The 16,198-nt window shown below is 67.8% G+C and carries 13 protein-coding genes; 3 read left to right on the top strand and 10 right to left on the bottom strand.

The window, feature by feature from the left end; genetic code table 11:
- Positions 1-71: 71 nt before the first annotated feature.
- Positions 72-401: a hypothetical protein gene (locus tag LRM18_RS02090; protein WP_049465874.1), complete on the bottom strand. Its 330-nt coding sequence runs from the start codon at positions 399-401 to the stop codon at positions 72-74.
- A gap of 238 nt (positions 402-639) precedes the next feature.
- On the opposite strand from LRM18_RS02090, the gene LRM18_RS02085 reads away from it, so the two are divergent.
- Positions 640-1,416, top strand: coding sequence for a HipA family kinase (locus LRM18_RS02085; RefSeq protein ID WP_053460795.1), 777 nt, complete (start codon positions 640-642; stop codon positions 1,414-1,416).
- Positions 1,394-1,795: a DUF3037 domain-containing protein gene (locus LRM18_RS02080; RefSeq protein ID WP_150828153.1), complete on the top strand. Its 402-nt coding sequence runs from the start codon at positions 1,394-1,396 to the stop codon at positions 1,793-1,795. Before LRM18_RS02085 ends, LRM18_RS02080 begins: the two co-directional genes overlap by 23 nt.
- 53 nt (positions 1,796-1,848) lie before the next feature.
- On the opposite strand, the gene LRM18_RS02075 is transcribed toward LRM18_RS02080, so the two are convergent.
- The 8 genes from LRM18_RS02075 to ligA all read right to left on the bottom strand — a co-directional run bounded on the left by LRM18_RS02075 (position 1,849) and on the right by ligA (position 14,093).
- Complete coding sequence (locus LRM18_RS02075) at positions 1,849-2,355, bottom strand: transposase (protein ID WP_210241069.1); 507 nt, start codon at positions 2,353-2,355, stop codon at positions 1,849-1,851.
- Positions 2,356-2,560: 205 nt separating this feature from the next.
- Entirely contained in the window at positions 2,561-5,089 is a 2,529-nt protein-coding gene (locus LRM18_RS02070) for a membrane-bound PQQ-dependent dehydrogenase, glucose/quinate/shikimate family (protein ID WP_270950404.1), read from the bottom strand.
- Positions 5,090-5,220: 131 nt separating this feature from the next.
- Positions 5,221-7,935: a DNA gyrase subunit A gene (gyrA, locus tag LRM18_RS02065; RefSeq protein WP_057493202.1), complete on the bottom strand. Its 2,715-nt coding sequence runs from the start codon at positions 7,933-7,935 to the stop codon at positions 5,221-5,223.
- Between the two features lie 215 nt (positions 7,936-8,150).
- A complete protein-coding gene (gene mtnA, locus LRM18_RS02060) occupies positions 8,151-9,215 on the bottom strand; it encodes an S-methyl-5-thioribose-1-phosphate isomerase (RefSeq protein WP_164687865.1) in 1,065 nt (354 codons plus the stop codon).
- A 47-nt stretch (positions 9,216-9,262) separates the two neighbouring features.
- Complete coding sequence (locus LRM18_RS02055) at positions 9,263-9,994, bottom strand: DUF3011 domain-containing protein (RefSeq protein WP_049465856.1); 732 nt, start codon at positions 9,992-9,994, stop codon at positions 9,263-9,265.
- Positions 9,995-10,132: 138 nt separating this feature from the next.
- Entirely contained in the window at positions 10,133-11,089 is a 957-nt protein-coding gene (epmA, locus tag LRM18_RS02050; RefSeq protein WP_064238842.1) for an EF-P lysine aminoacylase EpmA, read from the bottom strand.
- Positions 11,086-11,571: a GNAT family N-acetyltransferase gene (locus LRM18_RS02045; protein ID WP_040007425.1), complete on the bottom strand. Its 486-nt coding sequence runs from the start codon at positions 11,569-11,571 to the stop codon at positions 11,086-11,088. The genes epmA and LRM18_RS02045 overlap by 4 nt, the downstream gene beginning before the upstream one ends.
- 50 nt (positions 11,572-11,621) lie before the next feature.
- Complete coding sequence (ligA, locus tag LRM18_RS02040) at positions 11,622-14,093, bottom strand: NAD-dependent DNA ligase LigA (RefSeq protein WP_270950506.1); 2,472 nt, start codon at positions 14,091-14,093, stop codon at positions 11,622-11,624.
- A 132-nt stretch (positions 14,094-14,225) separates the two neighbouring features.
- Between ligA and LRM18_RS02035 the strand changes: the two genes are divergently transcribed.
- The gene (locus LRM18_RS02035; protein ID WP_049465848.1) at positions 14,226-15,350 is read left to right on the top strand and encodes a pyridoxal phosphate-dependent aminotransferase; all 1,125 of its coding nucleotides are present in this window, start codon (positions 14,226-14,228) and stop codon (positions 15,348-15,350) included.
- 102 nt (positions 15,351-15,452) lie between these two features.
- On the opposite strand, the gene zipA is transcribed toward LRM18_RS02035, so the two are convergent.
- The gene (zipA, locus tag LRM18_RS02030) at positions 15,453-16,193 is read right to left on the bottom strand and encodes a cell division protein ZipA (protein ID WP_053504747.1); all 741 of its coding nucleotides are present in this window, start codon (positions 16,191-16,193) and stop codon (positions 15,453-15,455) included.
- Positions 16,194-16,198: the final 5 nt, after the last annotated feature.

Raw genomic sequence — 16,198 nt, 5'->3', positions numbered from 1 at the left:
AGTGGCCGGATGGGGCAAAGTGCCACACCGGCAGGCGGCGGCCGCAGGCGCCTGCCAGGCATGGCCTGGCACTACTGCTGGGCATGCAGGTCCCAGGTGGCCAGGTAGTCCGGGTCGACCACGATCATGCCGCTGCTGCGCATGCAGTACTCGCCCGGTTCGGCGGGGAGGTAGTGGTCGAGCATCGGCGGCAGATAGCGCTCATGGCCGTCATTCTCGTCCGCCAGCACCACGCCTTCGTCGGCGCTGATGCGCAGCACGGTACCGGCGTACTGCTCCAGCCCCTGCACCTGGCCGTCACCGCCATAGCGGGTGACGCCCACCAGCACCACCTTGCCGATCATTTCCTCGACCTTGGCATCGTCCAAGGGCGGCAGCATGGGAGTGAATTCATCGCTCATCGGTGCACCTCCGTAGCCTGCTGGACATCGTGGATGAGGTTTCCGCTTCGCAGTGCGGGCATCGCTGGCAGCAGGGCACCTGCCCTGCCTGGACTACCCGCATGGGGAGCGCCAGCACGCCCTGAACCCGAGGGTTCGTGACACCGATGCTGCCACCACGGACGGAACGGACAGGTGAAGGCCGAGCCCGCTCGATCGGGCCGCCGGGTCGCCCCTGCACCCACGCTAGAATGCGGGCATGCGCACCGTACATGCCCTCCGCTATATCACCCCGCTACGCGAAGGCGGCTCCCTGCCCGCCGTGGTCGAGACCGACGACGACGGCATGGCCGTGCTGAAGTTCCGCGGCGCTGGCCAGGGCCCGAAAGCACTGATTGCCGAACTGATCGCCGGCGAAATGGCACGCACGCTGGGCCTGCCGATTCCGGAAATCCTGTTCGTCGAGCTGGACCGCGAGTTCGCTCGCACCGAGCCCGACCCGGAGATCCAGGAACTGATCCGTGCCAGCGAAGGCCTGAACCTGGGCCTGGACTACCTGCCGGGTGCGATCAACTACGATCCGGCGGCGATGCCGGTGGACGCCGACCTGGCCTCGCGCATCGTCTGGTTCGATGCGTTCACCAGCAACGTGGATCGCACCACGCGCAACCCCAACCTGATGGTATGGCACCGCAAGCTGTACCTGATCGACCACGGCGCGGCGATGTACTTCCACCACGACTGGGCCAATGCCGGTGACGCCTGCGAGAAGCCGTTCGTGTTGATCCGCGACCATGTGCTGCTGTCGTTCGCCAGCCGTATTGCCGAGGTGGATGCAGAACTGGCTGCGCGCCTGACCGATGCCGAAATCGAGCGCATCGTCGGCCTGGTGCCGGACAGCTGGCTGGTGGACGAACCGGCGTTCGACAGCCCGCAGGACTATCGCCAGGGCTACATTTCCTATCTCAGGCACCGATTGAAAGTGCGTGCAGTGTTCGTGCAGGAGGCCATCCGTGCCCACGCTGCACACGTATGACTATGCGGTCATCCGCGTGGTTCCGCGGGTGGAACGCGAGGAGTTCATCAACGTCGGAGTGATCGTCTCCTGCCCCGGCGCGCGCCATCTGGAAGCGGCCATCGAGATCGATCCCGGGCGCCTGCGCGCCTTCGCCCCGGCGTTGGACCAGGAGGCATTGCAGCCGTGGCTGGATGCGATCGTGGCGATCTGCCGCGGCGATGCCAGCGCTGGGCCGATCGCGCAGCTGCCGGCGCGCGCACGGTTCCACTTCCTCACCGCCAAGCGCAGCTCCGTCGTGCAGATGTCGAGCACGCATGTGGGGCGCACAGCCGATCCGGCCGGCGTGGTGGAACACCTGATGACGAAGATGGTGCGGGTCCCGGCACCATCCGAGTGACATCGATCGGGTAGAGTCGGCTCTACCCGGTAGACGCCACCCGGCCGGTGCCATCACCATTCGCGCTCGCCTGCTGGCTCAAGCTCGTTCAACGGCCAGCGGCACCATCCATACGGATGCTCACCGATCTGCGCGGCAAGACCGGCTCGAACGGGATTTGCCAGAATGTAGCAAGCGTGCCTGCGCAGCGATGCATCACTGCGGATTGCATGATCGTAATAGCCTGCCTGCCAGATTGCACCCCGGCTCCCTCGCCGTCGGTTTATTAGAAAGCTGCTGCGCGCCTTGAAGCGCTGCACGCAGTAGCCTAGCGAATGACTACGAAGTTGAGCCAGCCAGTGAATGTGATCCGGCATGATGATCCAGGCAAGTGATGCAGTCAGGCCTTCCCGATCCATCGATCCGAGGAGCTGCATGGCAAGGTGGGCATTGGCAGGGCAATCGAATACGCGATAGCGATTCCGGCACACCATGGTGATGGTGTAGACATTGCCGGCGATGGATCGCCGGCCGGCAAGCAGTTGGGGACTTGGCATGAGTTCGAGAATGCCCGCCCGCATGGATTTCCGGCATCGGTTCACTACCGATGCGGGAATCAGTGATCATCTCGATACAGCGTCCGGGATGTAGAGTCGCCTGGGTAGAGTCAACTGGGTAGAGTCGACTGTTAGTCGACTGCTTTTCTCCCCCACGCTGGAAAGCCCGCGCTTCGCGCGATAGTCGACTAACAGTCGACTCTACCCAGCCGGTTGTACCCTGTCGGCCCTATCTGGGCAGCGCATACGCCATCACGTAATCGCCGTTCGGGGTTTCCATGAAGTGATGGCCGCCGGCCATGATCACCACGTACTGGCGCCCACCCTGCTCGTACACCATCGGCGTGGCCTGCCCGCCGGCAGGCAGCGTGGCGTGCCAGAGCTCCTTGCCCGTCTTCAGGTCGATGGCGCGCAGCAGGTCATCGGTAGCGGCGGCGATGAAGATCAGTCCGCTGGCGGTCACCACCGAGCCGCCATTGTTCGGCGTGCCGATCTCGATCGGCAGGCCGGAACGAATGCCGAACGGTCCATTGCCGCGTGCACTGCCGAACGGACGGTCCCACAGCAGCTTGCCGGTACGCAGATCGATGGCACGGATGCCGCCATAGGGCGGCTGCTTGCACGGCAGGCCGGTGAACGGCAGCCGCCAGCCAGCGTTGACCTGGATGCCGTACGGCGTGCCCACCTGCGGATCGCCGGCACCCTCGCCACCGCCCCTGTCGGCACGGATCTTCTCGCGCGGCAACCAGCCCAGCCGGTCGGCTTCAGCACGTGGCACCAGCCGGTTGTAGTTGGGCATGTCGTTGTAGTTGGCCACGATCACACCGCGACGCGTGTCGATGGACACGCTGCCCCAGTCCGAACCGCCGTTGTAGCCGGGGTATTCGATGGAATGGCGATCACTGCTCGGCGGCGTGTAGATGCCTTCGTAGTACGCCTTGCGGAACTGGATGCGGCAGACCACCTGGTCGATCGGAGTGATGCCCCACATGTCACGCTCGGTCAGGTTTTGCTCCCGACGCAGCGTGTGGTACAGCGAGAACAGCTGCGTGGGAGAACGCTGTCCGGGTTCGACGCCGCCCACCGGTACCTTGCGCTCTTCGGCGGCGGTCAGCAGCTGGCCGTTGCGGCGGTCGAGGATGTACAGGTCCCCCTGCTTGGTCGGCAGCAGGAGCGCCGGCACCTTGCCTGCCGCCGTCGGGTAATCGATCAGGCTGGCCTGCGAGCCCAGGTCGTAGTCCCACACGTCCTTGCGCACGGCCTGGAAATGCCAGACCGGCTTGCCGGTGGCCACATCGAGCGCCACCAGCGAGGTCGAATAGCGATTCTGGCTTTCGGTACGCGAGCCGCTCCAGTAGTCGCCTGCGGAATTGCCCAGCGGCAGATAGACCAGCCCCAGTGCTTCATCACCGGTGGCGGTGGTCCACATGTCCGGCGTGCCGCGCGTGTAGGTCTGCTCGCGCGGCGGCAGCCCGCTGCGCTCTGGCCGGTCCATGTCCCATGTCCAGCGCAGCTTGCCGGTGATCGCGTCGTAGGCCTGGATCACGCCCGAAGGTGCATCCCGGCGCTGTCCATCCAGCACCTGGTGGCCGGTGACGATCACGCCGCGCACGATGGCCGGCGGCGAGGTGATCGACACATAGCCAGGTGGCACCTCGCCCATGCCCAGGGTGATGTCGACCTGGCCGTTGTTGCCGAAATTCGCGCAGGGGCGGCCACTGTCGGCATCCACCGCGATGATGCGGCCATCCAGCGTGCCTTCGATGATGCGGGCCGAACAGGCCGGACGACTGCCCGGTGCGGCGCTGCGGCTGCCGCTGGGCGGCGGCTCGGGCAGGGCCAGATCGGCAGCGACGTCGGCCAGCACCGCATCGGCGAAGGTCGGTGTGGCGGGTTGCTCGTAATAGCTCACGCCGCGACAGGCGGCGGTGTACGGAATCGAAGCATCCCGCACCTTCGGGTCGAACCGCCACAGTTCCTTGCCCGTGGCGGCATCGAGCGCGATCAGGCGATTGCGCGCGGTGCACAGATAGAGGCGGTCACCGATCTTCAGCGGCGTGGTTTCCGCGCCCCAGCGCTTCTTCGGCAGGTCACCGGTGCGGAACTGCCAGGCCGGCTGCAGCGTAGCCACGTTGGCCGGAGTGATCTGCTGCAGCGGCGAATAGCGAGTGGCCGCATTGCTGCGGCCCCACGCCGGCCAATCGCCCGCGGCAGGCTGGTCGGCCGGCTGCAGGCCGGTGGTATCGCGCGTGGGTTCCAGTCCGGCGCTGGCCGCGCCTTCGGGGAACGGCTGCTGCCCGTCCACTTCGCCGTGTGGCGCGAAGGCCAGGCCAAAGGCGCACACGAACACCAGCATCAGCACGCCGGCCACGCTGCGCGACAGGCGCCTGGAGACCGGTTCGCGCAGGGTCGGCGCCAGCAGTGCCAGCACGATGCCGAGCACCGTCACCAGGCCCAGCCGCGGCACCCAGCGCCAGTAGTCACTGCCCGCTTCCCACCAGGTCCACAGCAGTGTTCCGATGAACACCAGCGCATACAGCAGCGCTCCGCTGCGACGGTTGCCAAACAGCAGGAGGCCACTGGCCAGCAGGCCGAGTCCGGCGATGGCGTAGTACGCCGAGCCGCCAAGGCTGAGCAGCCACGCGCCGAGCCCGCCGATGACCAGGCCGAGCAGGACCAGCAGCAGCGACAGCACGGTGACCAGGGGATGCCGGGAGGCACGGACGGGAGCGGGAGCGGACTGCGGCGTGGCGGACATCGTCGATCTCCGGGGGCAGCATGCGCCGTTATCCCACCGCCAACGTGAAGCGCGCGCGCACGGGCGGCATCCGGATACGACGACGCCGGCACTTGGCCGGCGTCGTCGGGTACCTCAGGCTCGCGGCAGGATCAGTCCTGCGCGGCGTCCTCGCTGCTGGCAGCGGCCGGGGCGCCGTCGGTCGTGGCCGGGGCCGCCACGGCCACCTCGTCCTCGTCCTCGTCGATCGAGGCGTCCATGCGCTCCACCGCCTGCAGCTTCTCGTCCTTGGACAGGCGGATCAGGGTGACGCCCTGGGTGTTGCGGCCGACGCGGCTGATTTCCGAACCACGCGTACGCACCAGGGTGCCGCCATCGGAGATCAGCAGGACTTCGTCGCTGGAGCCCATCAGCACTGCGGCGACCAGCTTGCCGTTGCGCTCAGTGGTCTGGATGCCGATCACACCCTGCGTGCCACGCCCCTTGCGCGGGTAATCCGGCAACGGGGTGCGCTTGCCATAGCCGTTCTCGGTGGCGGTGAGGATGTACTGCACGCTGCTGTCATCGGCGCCGTCGATCACCGCATCAGCGCTGGCCGCGGCGTCCTCGACACCATTGTCGTCCTCGTTCTCGTCCTCGATGCCACCGGCACTCTCGGCCACGATCAGGCTGACCACTTCCTCGCCCGGCGGCATCTTGATGCCGCGCACGCCGGTGGCGGTACGGCCCATCGAGCGGACCTTGTCCTCACCGAAGCGCACGGTCTTGCCGTTGGAGGCGAACAGCAGGATGTCGCGCTCGCCGTCGGTCAGGCCGACGCCGACCAGGGCATCACCCTCGTCGAGGTTGATCGCGATCTTGCCGCGGGCCAGGCGGAAGGCGAACTCGCCCAGCGGGGTCTTCTTGACCGTGCCGTTCCGGGTGGCGAAGAACACGAACTGGCCATCGGCGTATTCGCGCACCGGCAGCACGGCCTGCACGCGTTCGCCCGGCTCCAGCGGGATCCAGTTGATGATCGGACGGCCGCGGGCGTTGGAACCGGCTTCGGGCAGCTGGTAGACCGGCAGCCAGAACACCTTGCCCGAACTGGTGAAGGTCAGCAGCGTGTCATGCGTGTTGACCAGCCACAGCTGTTCGATGAAGTCCTCTTCCTTGGTCGCCGCCGCGCTGCGGCCACGCCCGCCGCGGCGCTGTGCGCGGTAGGCACTGACCGGCTGGCGCTTGACGTAGCCGGCGTGCGACAGCGTGACCACCACGTCTTCCGGCGCGATCAGGTCGAGGATGTCCAGGTCCTCTTCGCTGTGGCGGATCTCGGTGCGGCGCTCGTCGCCGAACTCGGCCTTGACGTTGACCAGTTCCTCGCGGATCACCTGCAGCAGGCGGTCGGGATCTTCCAGGATGTGGATCAGCCCGGCGATCACTTCCAGCAGCTGCTTGTACTCGTCGGTCAGGCGGTCCTGCTCCAGCCCGGTCAGGCGGTGCAGGCGCATTTCCAGGATCTGGGTGGCCTGGATCTCGGTCAGCTGGTAGCCGCCCTCGATCAGGCCCACGCCCTTGGGCAGGTCTTCCGGACGCGAGGCTTCGGCACCGGCGGCACCCAGCATCGCACCGACCAGGCCGGGCTCCCACACGCGTGCCAGCATGCGCTCGCGCGCTTCGTTCGGGTTCGGCGAGGTCTTGATCAGTTCGATCATCTCGTCGATGTTGGCCAGCGCGACGGTCAGGCCTTCCAGCACGTGGGCACGGGCGCGCGCCTTGCGCAGCTCGAACACGGTGCGGCGGGTGACCACTTCGCGGCGGTGGCGGACGAACGCCTCCAGCATCTGCTTGAGGTTCATCAACTGCGGGCGGCCATCGACCAGCGCCACCATGTTGATGCCGAACACCGATTCCATCTGCGTCTGCTGGTACAGGTTGTTCAGCACAACCTCGGCAGATTCACCGCGCTTGATCTCGATGTAGATGCGCATGCCGTCCTTGTCGGACTCATCGCGCAGCTCGCTGATGCCTTCGATCTTCTTTTCCTTGACCAGCTCGGCGATCTTCTCGATCAGACGCGCCTTGTTCACCTGGTAAGGAATTTCAGTGACGATGATCGACTCGCGGCCGTTGTCGGCCACTTCGATATCGGCCTTGGCACGGATACGCACGCGGCCACGGCCGGTGCGGTAGCCGGCGACGATGCCGGCGGTGCCGTTGATGATGCCGGCAGTCGGGAAATCCGGGCCCGGGATGTACTCCATCAGGCCGTCGACATCGATTTCCGGGTTGTCGATCAGCGCGATGCAGGCATTGATCGACTCGCTCAGGTTGTGCGGCGGGATGTTGGTCGCCATGCCCACCGCGATACCGGCCGAACCATTGACCAGCAGGTTCGGGAACCGGGTCGGCATGACCGTCGGCTCCAGTTCCTTTTCATCGTAGTTGGGCTGGAAATCGACGGTTTCCTTGTCGATGTCGGCCATCAGCTCATGCGCCAGGCGCGACATGCGCGCCTCGGTGTATCGCATCGCCGCAGCGGAGTCGCCGTCGATCGAACCAAAGTTACCCTGGCCGTCGACCAGCATGTAGCGCAGCGAGAACGGCTGTGCCAGGCGCACCAGCGTGTCGTACACCGACTGATCGCCATGCGGGTGGTACTTACCGATGACGTCACCGACGATACGCGCCGACTTGAAGTAGGGCTTGTTGCTGTGCGCGTTGAGTTCGTTCATCGCGTACAGCACGCGACGATGCACCGGCTTGAGGCCGTCGCGCGCATCCGGCAGCGCGCGCCCCACGATCACGCTCATCGCGTAATCGAGGTAGCTCTTGCGCATCTCGTCTTCCAGGTTGACCTGGATGATTTCCTTGGCGGTTTCTGCCATTCGGGTTCCGTTGTCTGGTAGCGGTCCAGTCCGGCGCAGCCCTCTGCGGGAGGGGGTCGCGCCGGAACCTCGATTCAACCTGTGGATACTACCACAACGGGCTGTTTTCCGCCTGCCTTTACGGGGATTTTACCGGCACAAATCAGGAACTTAGGGGGTTGCCGGCCAGCGGCCGGCACTACCGGGGCGGCGGTCGCGCCGCCCTCCCCTGCGCCTCAGCTGCCGAAGGCGGTGCGCATGTTCTCGGCGGTCGGGTTCAGGATCACCCCGCGCTCGGTCACGATGGCGTCGATCAGCTCGCCCGGGGTGACGTCGAACACCGGGTTCCAGGCGGCAATGCCCTCGGCGACGGTGCGGGTGCCGCCCACGCCGTACAGCTCGCCCGGATCACGCTGCTCGATCTCGATCTGGCTGCCGTCCACGGTTTCCATGTCCACGGTCGAGGACGGCGCGACCACCATGAACTTGACCCCGTGGTGGCGGGCGGCGATGGCCAGCTGGTAGGTGCCGATCTTGTTGGCGGTGTCACCATTGGCGCAGATGCGGTCCGCGCCCACGATCACCCACTGCACGGCGCCGGTCTTCATCAGGTGCGAGGCGGCCGAATCGGCGATCAGGGTGGCGTCGATCCCATCCTGCTGCAGCTCCCACACCGTCAGGCGCGCGCCCTGCAGCCACGGCCGGGTCTCGCCGGCGAAGACGCGGGCGATGCGGTGCTGGGCCATGCCGGCACGGATCACGCCCAGCGCGGTGCCGAAGCCTGCGGTGGCCAGCGAGCCGGTGTTGCAATGGGTCAGCACGCCGCTGCCGGCCTCGATCAGGCCGGCGCCCAGCGCGCCCATGTGGCGGTTGGCGGCCAGGTCTTCCTCGGCGATGGCCTGCGCTTCGGCCTCCAGCAGTGCCTTCCAGTCGGCGCCGGCGGCGTGCAGGCAACGGCGCATGCGCGCCAGCGCCCACGCCAGGTTGACCGCGGTCGGGCGCGAGGCATTGAGCCGCTGCAGCGCCGGTTCCAGCTGCTGCAGGGCGTGCGCACCGTCGGCGGCCTGCACCCCGCGGGCGGCCAGCACCACGCCCCAGGCGGCGGCGATGCCGATAGCCGGCGCGCCGCGCACGGTCAACGCATGGATGGCGCTGGCGACCTCGTCGCTGTCATGGCAGACCACATGCTCGACCACGAACGGCAGCTTGCGCTGGTCCAGCAGTTGCAGGGCATCGCCGGTCCACAGGATCGGGCGGATGTGGTCATAACGGGCGTAGTCGATGTCGGAGGCAGTGTTCATGGGCCCATTGTAGGGCCACGCCCGGCAGCGTTGGAGCCCGCCCGGGCTCAATTCACCGAGAATTCGGCGCGGCAGCCGCCGTCCACCCAGATGCCGTTGCGGCTCCAGCCCCAGGTACTGCCTTCCTCGCAGGGCGTGCTCGACAGCTGCTCGGAAACGACCGCGCCAACGGAGATGCTGGCGCCGCAGAAGCGCCGCTTCTTCGACTTCGATTCGCAGGTCAGGCGACGCGGCATGTCGACAAAGCGGCCATCATCGTCGGCCACCTCGAAATCGCCCTGGCAACCGCGGCTGGTCCAGATCTCATTGCGCTTGTAGCCCCAGCCCTGCCCCTCGCGGCATGGCAGCACCGACAGCTGGCGCAGCAGGCGCACGGGGGCGCCATCCAGGCGCACCGGGCAGCTCTGCGGACGGCCATTGGATTCGCAGCGCACCACGCGGCGCACCAGCCGCTTGCCGGCGCTGTCCGCAGGCGGGGCCGCGCCCGCTGCGCGCCGGGCGCGGAACTCGGCCCGGCAGCCCAGGGTGACCCAGACGCCACTGCGGTCAGTGCCCCACTCGCTGCCACGGATGCAGCTGTTGCTGGACAGCTGGCGCACCAGGTCGACGCCGTTGGCGACCTCGATATCGCAGTGCACCCAGCCCATGTCGCGCGATTCGCAGGTCACCACTTCGCCGTCGTAGCCCACCTGCTGGGCCGACGCCGGCGACGGCAGCCAGGCACCCCAGAGCGCAATGGAGTACACCGGTGCCGCAACAACTGCGAACCACTTGACCAAAGCCTTCCCCACCAGGAATGGATGAACTGCATGCCAGTGTCCGGCATTGGCCGTGATAAGAGCATCATCCTGCTTACCGACGCAAGCGCGCAGGAGCGTCGATCCGTTCAGCCTACGGTGTTCAGAAAGGCGCGACGGTCACGCGTGGGCGAAGTCGAATGCCAGCACGTCGGCAATGCGCGGCGTGCGGTTCATCGCCATCAGCAGGCGATCGACACCCACCGCCACGCCGGCACAGGCGGGCATCGACGGCAACGCCGCCAGCAGCGCCTCATCCAGCGCCGGCTGCACCTGCCCGCGCGCATGGCGTCGCTGCTGGTCGCGCAGGAAACGGCTGCGCTGCTCGTCGGCATCGTTCAGTTCGTGATAGCCGTTGGCCAGCTCCACGGCGCCCAGGTACAGCTCGAAGCGTTCAGCCAGCGGCGGCGTACCCTCGCGGATGCGTGCCAGTGCCGCCTGGCTGGCCGGCCAGTCATGCACCACGGTCATCACCGCGTCATCGAACTGCGGCTGGATGCGGTGGGTCATCAGCAGGTCCAGCCAGTCATCGCGGGTCAACCCGACCGGGTCGATATGCACGTCGCCGAGCGCGGCGCGCAACGCAGCCTCGTCGGCCTCGAACGGGTCCACGCCGACATGCTGCTGGAACAGCTCGCGGTAGCTCAGCACGCGCAGGGTTGCACGGTGCCCGACCAGGGCCAGCGCCTGGCCGACCAGCTCGGCGGTTTCCTGCACCAACCGGTGGTGGTCCCAGCCGACCCGATACCACTCCAGCATGGTGAATTCCGGATTGTGGCGGCCACCCGCTTCGCCGTTGCGGAACACGCGGCCCAGTTCATAGCAGTCGCCAACGCCAGCGGCGAGCAGGCGCTTGAGCGGATACTCCGGGGACGTGCGCAACCAGCGACGGCGGCCACCGGCGTCGACGTGGCCGCTGAAGTCGGTATGGAAACTGTCGATGTTCGGCTCGGTGTTGCCCGCGACCGACAGGATCGGCGTCTCCACTTCCAGCACATCACGCTCGGCGAAGAAGCGGCGCACCAGCGCATTGAGCGCGGCACGCTGCCGCAGTGCACGCAGCAGGGCTTCGCTCACAGGATGCCCTCCGGGCGCGGATGGTCCAGGGGCAGGGTCAGCAGGTCACGGGTGTCGTCGATGTAGCCGCTGGCCAGGTACAGGCGGCGGGCCAGTTCGTTATGGTGGTTCACTTCCAGGCGCAGGCGGCTGACCCCACGCCCACGTGCCCGCTGCTCGCAGATCGCCAGCGCCTGCTTGCCACGTCCACGCCCACGTGCGCGATGGCTCAGGTACAGCTCGTCCAGCAGCATGAAATGCCCGCCCTGCTCCAGGCTGAAGCCCATCGCGATCACCGCATAGCCGACCACTTCAGCCGCCTCGTCCAGCCACAGCAGCACTTCACCGTTGCGCGGGTCGGCCAGCAACGCATCCACGCCGCGGCGCACGCGCGCGTCGTCGAAGTCGATCCGGTCTTCGGCGTAGAACTCGCGCATCAACGCGATCAGCCGTTCCTCGTCGGCACGGGTGGCCAGGCGGAAATCGAGCGGGGCGGTCTGCATGGGTACTCCTTTGTATTTCATGCCGGGTGCACGGGCGCCCGGCGGAATCGTCATTCGTGTTCGGCAAGGTAGGCCAGCAGGCGATCCTCATCCCAGACCGGCACGCCCAGTGCTTGCGCCTTGTCCAGCTTGGAGCCGGCCTCGGTGCCGGCAACCACGAAGCTGGTCTTCTTCGACACGCTGCCGGAGACCTTGGCGCCCAGTGCCTCCAGGCGCTCCTTGGCCACATCGCGGGTGAGCTGGGCCAGCGTGCCGGTCAGCACCACGGTCTGCCCGTCCAGTGGGCCGGCCACGATCTCCGCCAGTGCCGGCGCCTTGGCCAGGATCTCCTGCATCGCCTTCTCGGCGGCCAGCAGCATCGCACCGTGGCCCTCGGCATCCAGCCAGGCGGCCAGGCCGCGCGCGGTGTCGTCCGGCAGGCCGGCGTTGACGAACTGGCCGTGCTCCGCATCGAGCACGGACTGCGCGCTGGGAAGCGCCGCTGCCAGCTTCTCCGCACGCAGGCGGGTGATGCCGGGGATCTCTGCCTCGACCAGCAGCTGCGCCAGATCCAGCCCCTCGCGCAGCCGGGCGCTGGGCGCATGAACGTCACTGATGCGCACCTGGCCGACCTGCAGCAGGTCGTCGATGGCCTGCTGGTTGCCTGGCTGCTCGAAGAAATGGCCGAGCGAACGGGCCACTTCGCCACCGATGTCCGGCACGCGCTTGAACAACGGCCACGGCAGGTGGCGGATCAGTTCCAGGTCACCGAACCACTGCGCCAGCGCCTTGGCCGTGCTCTCGCCGACGTGCTCGATGCCCAGTGCGAACAGCAGGCGCTCAAGCGTGGCGGCGCGGCTGGCGTCGATTGCAGCGATCAGGTTGTCGGCCCACTTGGTGGCGATCTTCCTGGTGTTCCACTCGAAGCTGGCCGGCTGCGCCAACGCCTGTGCGCGCCAGCCCGGATCGTTGCCGTCCAGCCTGAGCACCGCCGTGAGCACTGCACCACTGCCCTCGGCAGGCAGGTGCGGTTTCAGCGCGGCCGCGAGCGCGGATGGGTCTTCAGCATCCAGCACCAGCTTCAGGTGCAGCAGCTGGTCGCGATTGAGGCGGTACAGATCTGCCACGCTGGTAACGATGCCGGCGTCGACCAGGGTTTCGATGTACTTGTCACCGAGGCCATCGATGTCCATCGCGCGCCGCGACGCGAAATGGGCGATGGCTTCCTTGCGCTGCGCCGGGCAGGACAACTCACCGGAGCAGCGCCACGCCGCGGCACCTTCCTCGCGCACGATCTCCGAGCCGCACACCGGGCAGCGCGTCGGCATCTGCCAGGGCGTGGTGCCCTGCGGGCGGCGGTCGAGGATGACGCTGACCACTTCCGGGATCACATCGCCGGCGCGGCGCACGATCACGCTGTCGCCGACGCGCACATCCAGGCGCGCGATCTGGTCGGCGTTGTGCAGGGTGGCGTTGGATACGATCACGCCGGCGACCGCCACCGGCGCCAGCCGCGCGACCGGCGTGGCAGCGCCGGTGCGGCCGATCTGGATCTCGATCGCTTCGACGGTGGTGCTCTGCTCCTGCGCCGGGAACTTGTGCGCGATGGCCCAGCGTGGCGCACGCGAAACGAAGCCCATCGCCTGCTGGCCAGCGCGGTCATCGAGCTTGTAGACCACGCCGTCGATGTCGAACGGCAGGCCGTCACGCTGTTCGCCGATCATGCGGTAATAACCGAGCAGGCCGTCGGTGCCTTCCACGACCTGGCACAGCGCGCTGACCGGAAAACCCCAGGCGCCGAGCTGGGCCAGCGTGCCCGAATGGGTGTCCGGCAGTTCGCCGCCCTGTACTTCACCGGTGCCGTAGGCGAAGAAGCTCAGCCTGCGCTGCGCGCTGATCCTCGGGTCGAGCTGGCGCAGCGAACCGGCCGCCGCGTTGCGTGGATTGGCCAGCACCTTGCCGCCCTGCTGGCGCGCACGTTCGTTGTAGGCCTCGAAGTCGGCGCGGGCCATGTAGACCTCGCCGCGCACCTCCAGCACGTCCGGCCAGTCCTTGCCGTGCAGGCGCTTGGGAATATCGCCGATCTCGCGCAGGTTGGCGGTCACGTCCTCGCCGGTCGTGCCGTCGCCACGGGTCGCCCCGAGCACGAAGTGCCCATCCTCGTAACGCAGGCTGATCGCCAGGCCATCCATCTTCGGCTCGGCCGAGAACCGCAGGCTGCGACGGCCCAGGCGCTCGTCGATGCGGCGCACGAAATCAGCCACCTCTTCGTCGCTGAAGGCATTGGAGAGCGACAGCATCGGCACCGCGTGGCGCACTTCGGGGAAGCGGCCGGAGGGGCGTGCACCGACCTGCTGGGTCGGGCTGTCGGCACGGGCCAGTTCCGGGTGTTCGCGCTCCAGCGCTTCCAGCTCGCGCACCATCCGGTCGTAGTCGATGTCGGGGATCTCCGGCGCGTCCAGCTCGTGGTAGGCGCGGTTGGCCTGGGCGATCTGCCGGCGGAGGACGTCGGCGCGTTCGGCGGGGCTGGGGCTCATCGGGATCCGGTGGTTCTGGGATGGCCGGGGATTCTACCGCGCCCGGCCGTCAGGCCCTGTAATGCCGCCGCTTCTGCAGCTTGCCGCCCCACCCCTGCCGGCGCTAGCGTGCGACGGTCGCCCCTCGGAATCCTGCCCGTGACCCTGCCTGCTTCCCGTCGACGCTTCCTGCAACTGGCCGGAGCCGGCCTCGCCGTCGCCGGCACCGGGCTGGCGCAGCCCGGCCATGCCCAACCCGCGACAGCCGCCCGCACCGCTGCTGCCGAAGGTGCGGTGCTGCTGAATTTCAACGAGTGCCCCTACGGGCCCTCCCCCGCGGCCCAACAGGCGGCACGCGACAGCATCGCCGGGTGCGGTCGCTACCGCTTCGCGCTGGCCGGCCAGGTACGCGATGCCTTCATCGAACAGGCGCGCATCCCCGCTGATCACGTGCGCCTCTATCCGGGCTCCAGCGAACCGCTGAACCGTGCCGCCGTGCTGTGGACCGGCCCGCAGTCGGGACTGGTGGTGGCCGACCCGACCTTCGAGACGCTGGGCGAGGTGGCCGCCGCACGAGGCGCGCACGTGCAGAAGGTGCCGCTGCGCGACGACGGTGCACATGACCTGCGCGCGATGGTCGCCGCCGCACATGCCCGGCCGACCGGGCTGCTGTATGTGTGCAATCCGAACAACCCGACCGGCTCGATCAGCGCACCGGATGAGCTCGCCTGGCTGATGGCCCACAAGCCCGCCTCCACCCGCGTGCTGGTCGACGAGGCCTACCTGCAGTACAGCGAGCAGCCCAGCCTGATCGCGCAGGTGGCACAGCGCGACGACCTGATCGTGCTGCGCACGTTCTCCAAGCTGTACGGCATGGCCGGCCTGCGCCTGGGCGTGGCAGCGGCCCATCCCGACCGCCTGCGCGAGCTGGCCGGGCTGGGCGACAATCCGCTGCCGGTGCCGGCCCTGGCCGCTGCACTGGCCAGCCTGCGCGACCCGCAGCTGATCCCGCAGCGACGCCTGCAGAATGCAAGGGTGCGGCAGGCCACCATCGCCTGGCTCGGCAAGCGTGGCTTCAGCTGCGTGCCCTCGGAGGCGAACTGCTTCGTGGTCGATGTGCAGCGCGATGGCAGCGCGTTCGCCAAGGCCATGGCCGACAACGGCGTGGTGATTGGACGCAGCTGGCCGATCTGGCCGCAGCGCGTGCGCGTGACGGTCGGCACCGAAGGCGAGATGGCCGCGTTCCGCCGGGCGTTCGCCAAGGTGGCCGGCGTACCGGCGTGACCCTGATGGTGGGGGCGAACCTTGGTTCGCCCTAGCCACGCATGGCGTGGATCGACCGTTGTGAGTGCCGACCGTTGTGGTCGGCACACCGAAGAAATGCCCTTACCAGCGCGGGGTCTTGGTCAGCGGCGGTGCCTGGTGCTGGCGATCGTAGGCGCGCAGCTCGTCACGGATGTGTGCGATGCGCTGGCGCCCCAGGGCATTGCGGCTGTCGTCCAGCACCACGCCATCGAGCAGCTCGGCCATGCGCTGCACGGTGGGCAGCATCTTCTCCCAGGCGTCCAGCGCAGTCAGCGGCGCTGGGAGCGTCAGGAAGAAGGCAATGGCCGGGGTTTCCATGGCGCGGATGTTGGCCATGTCGAAGCTGCCCGGCTTCATGATGCTGGCCATCGAGAAGATCGGGCCGCGTTCGGGGTGGCCCTCCACCAGGCGGTGGAACACGTTCATGTGGCCGAACACCAGGCCGGTCTTTTCCGCCGCCACCACGATGTCTTCACCGCGCAGCTGCTCGCCGGCCCGGGCGGCCACGAACAGCGAGACGATCTTGTCGAAGTCCTGGGTGGCGCGCTTGCCAAGGTCGCTGGCCGCGGCCGGGTCGGTGTCGGCCAGGCCAAGCTCGGCCTGCTCCCCCTCCCCGCCCATGCCCGGCTCGACGCGGCCATCGGCCACGACGACGCCATCGTCGCCCAGCACCGGCTCACGGCGCTCGCCGCTGGTCGGCTCCGCGCTTTCCACGCGGCGCCCCTGGGGCTTCTTCTTCGGACGGCCAAACAGGAAGATCGCGGCGATCAACAGCAGGCCGGCGGCCAGGATGCCGATGCGCAACAGTGCCGTGTCGGACATTCGAT

Source organism: Stenotrophomonas sp. PI_27 (assembly GCF_027854495.1).
In the GTDB taxonomy this organism is placed as follows: domain Bacteria; phylum Pseudomonadota; class Gammaproteobacteria; order Xanthomonadales; family Xanthomonadaceae; genus Stenotrophomonas; species Stenotrophomonas pavanii.
The sequence above is the reverse complement of the archived record's forward strand: the minus strand, read 5'-3'. Positions and strand labels throughout refer to the sequence as shown.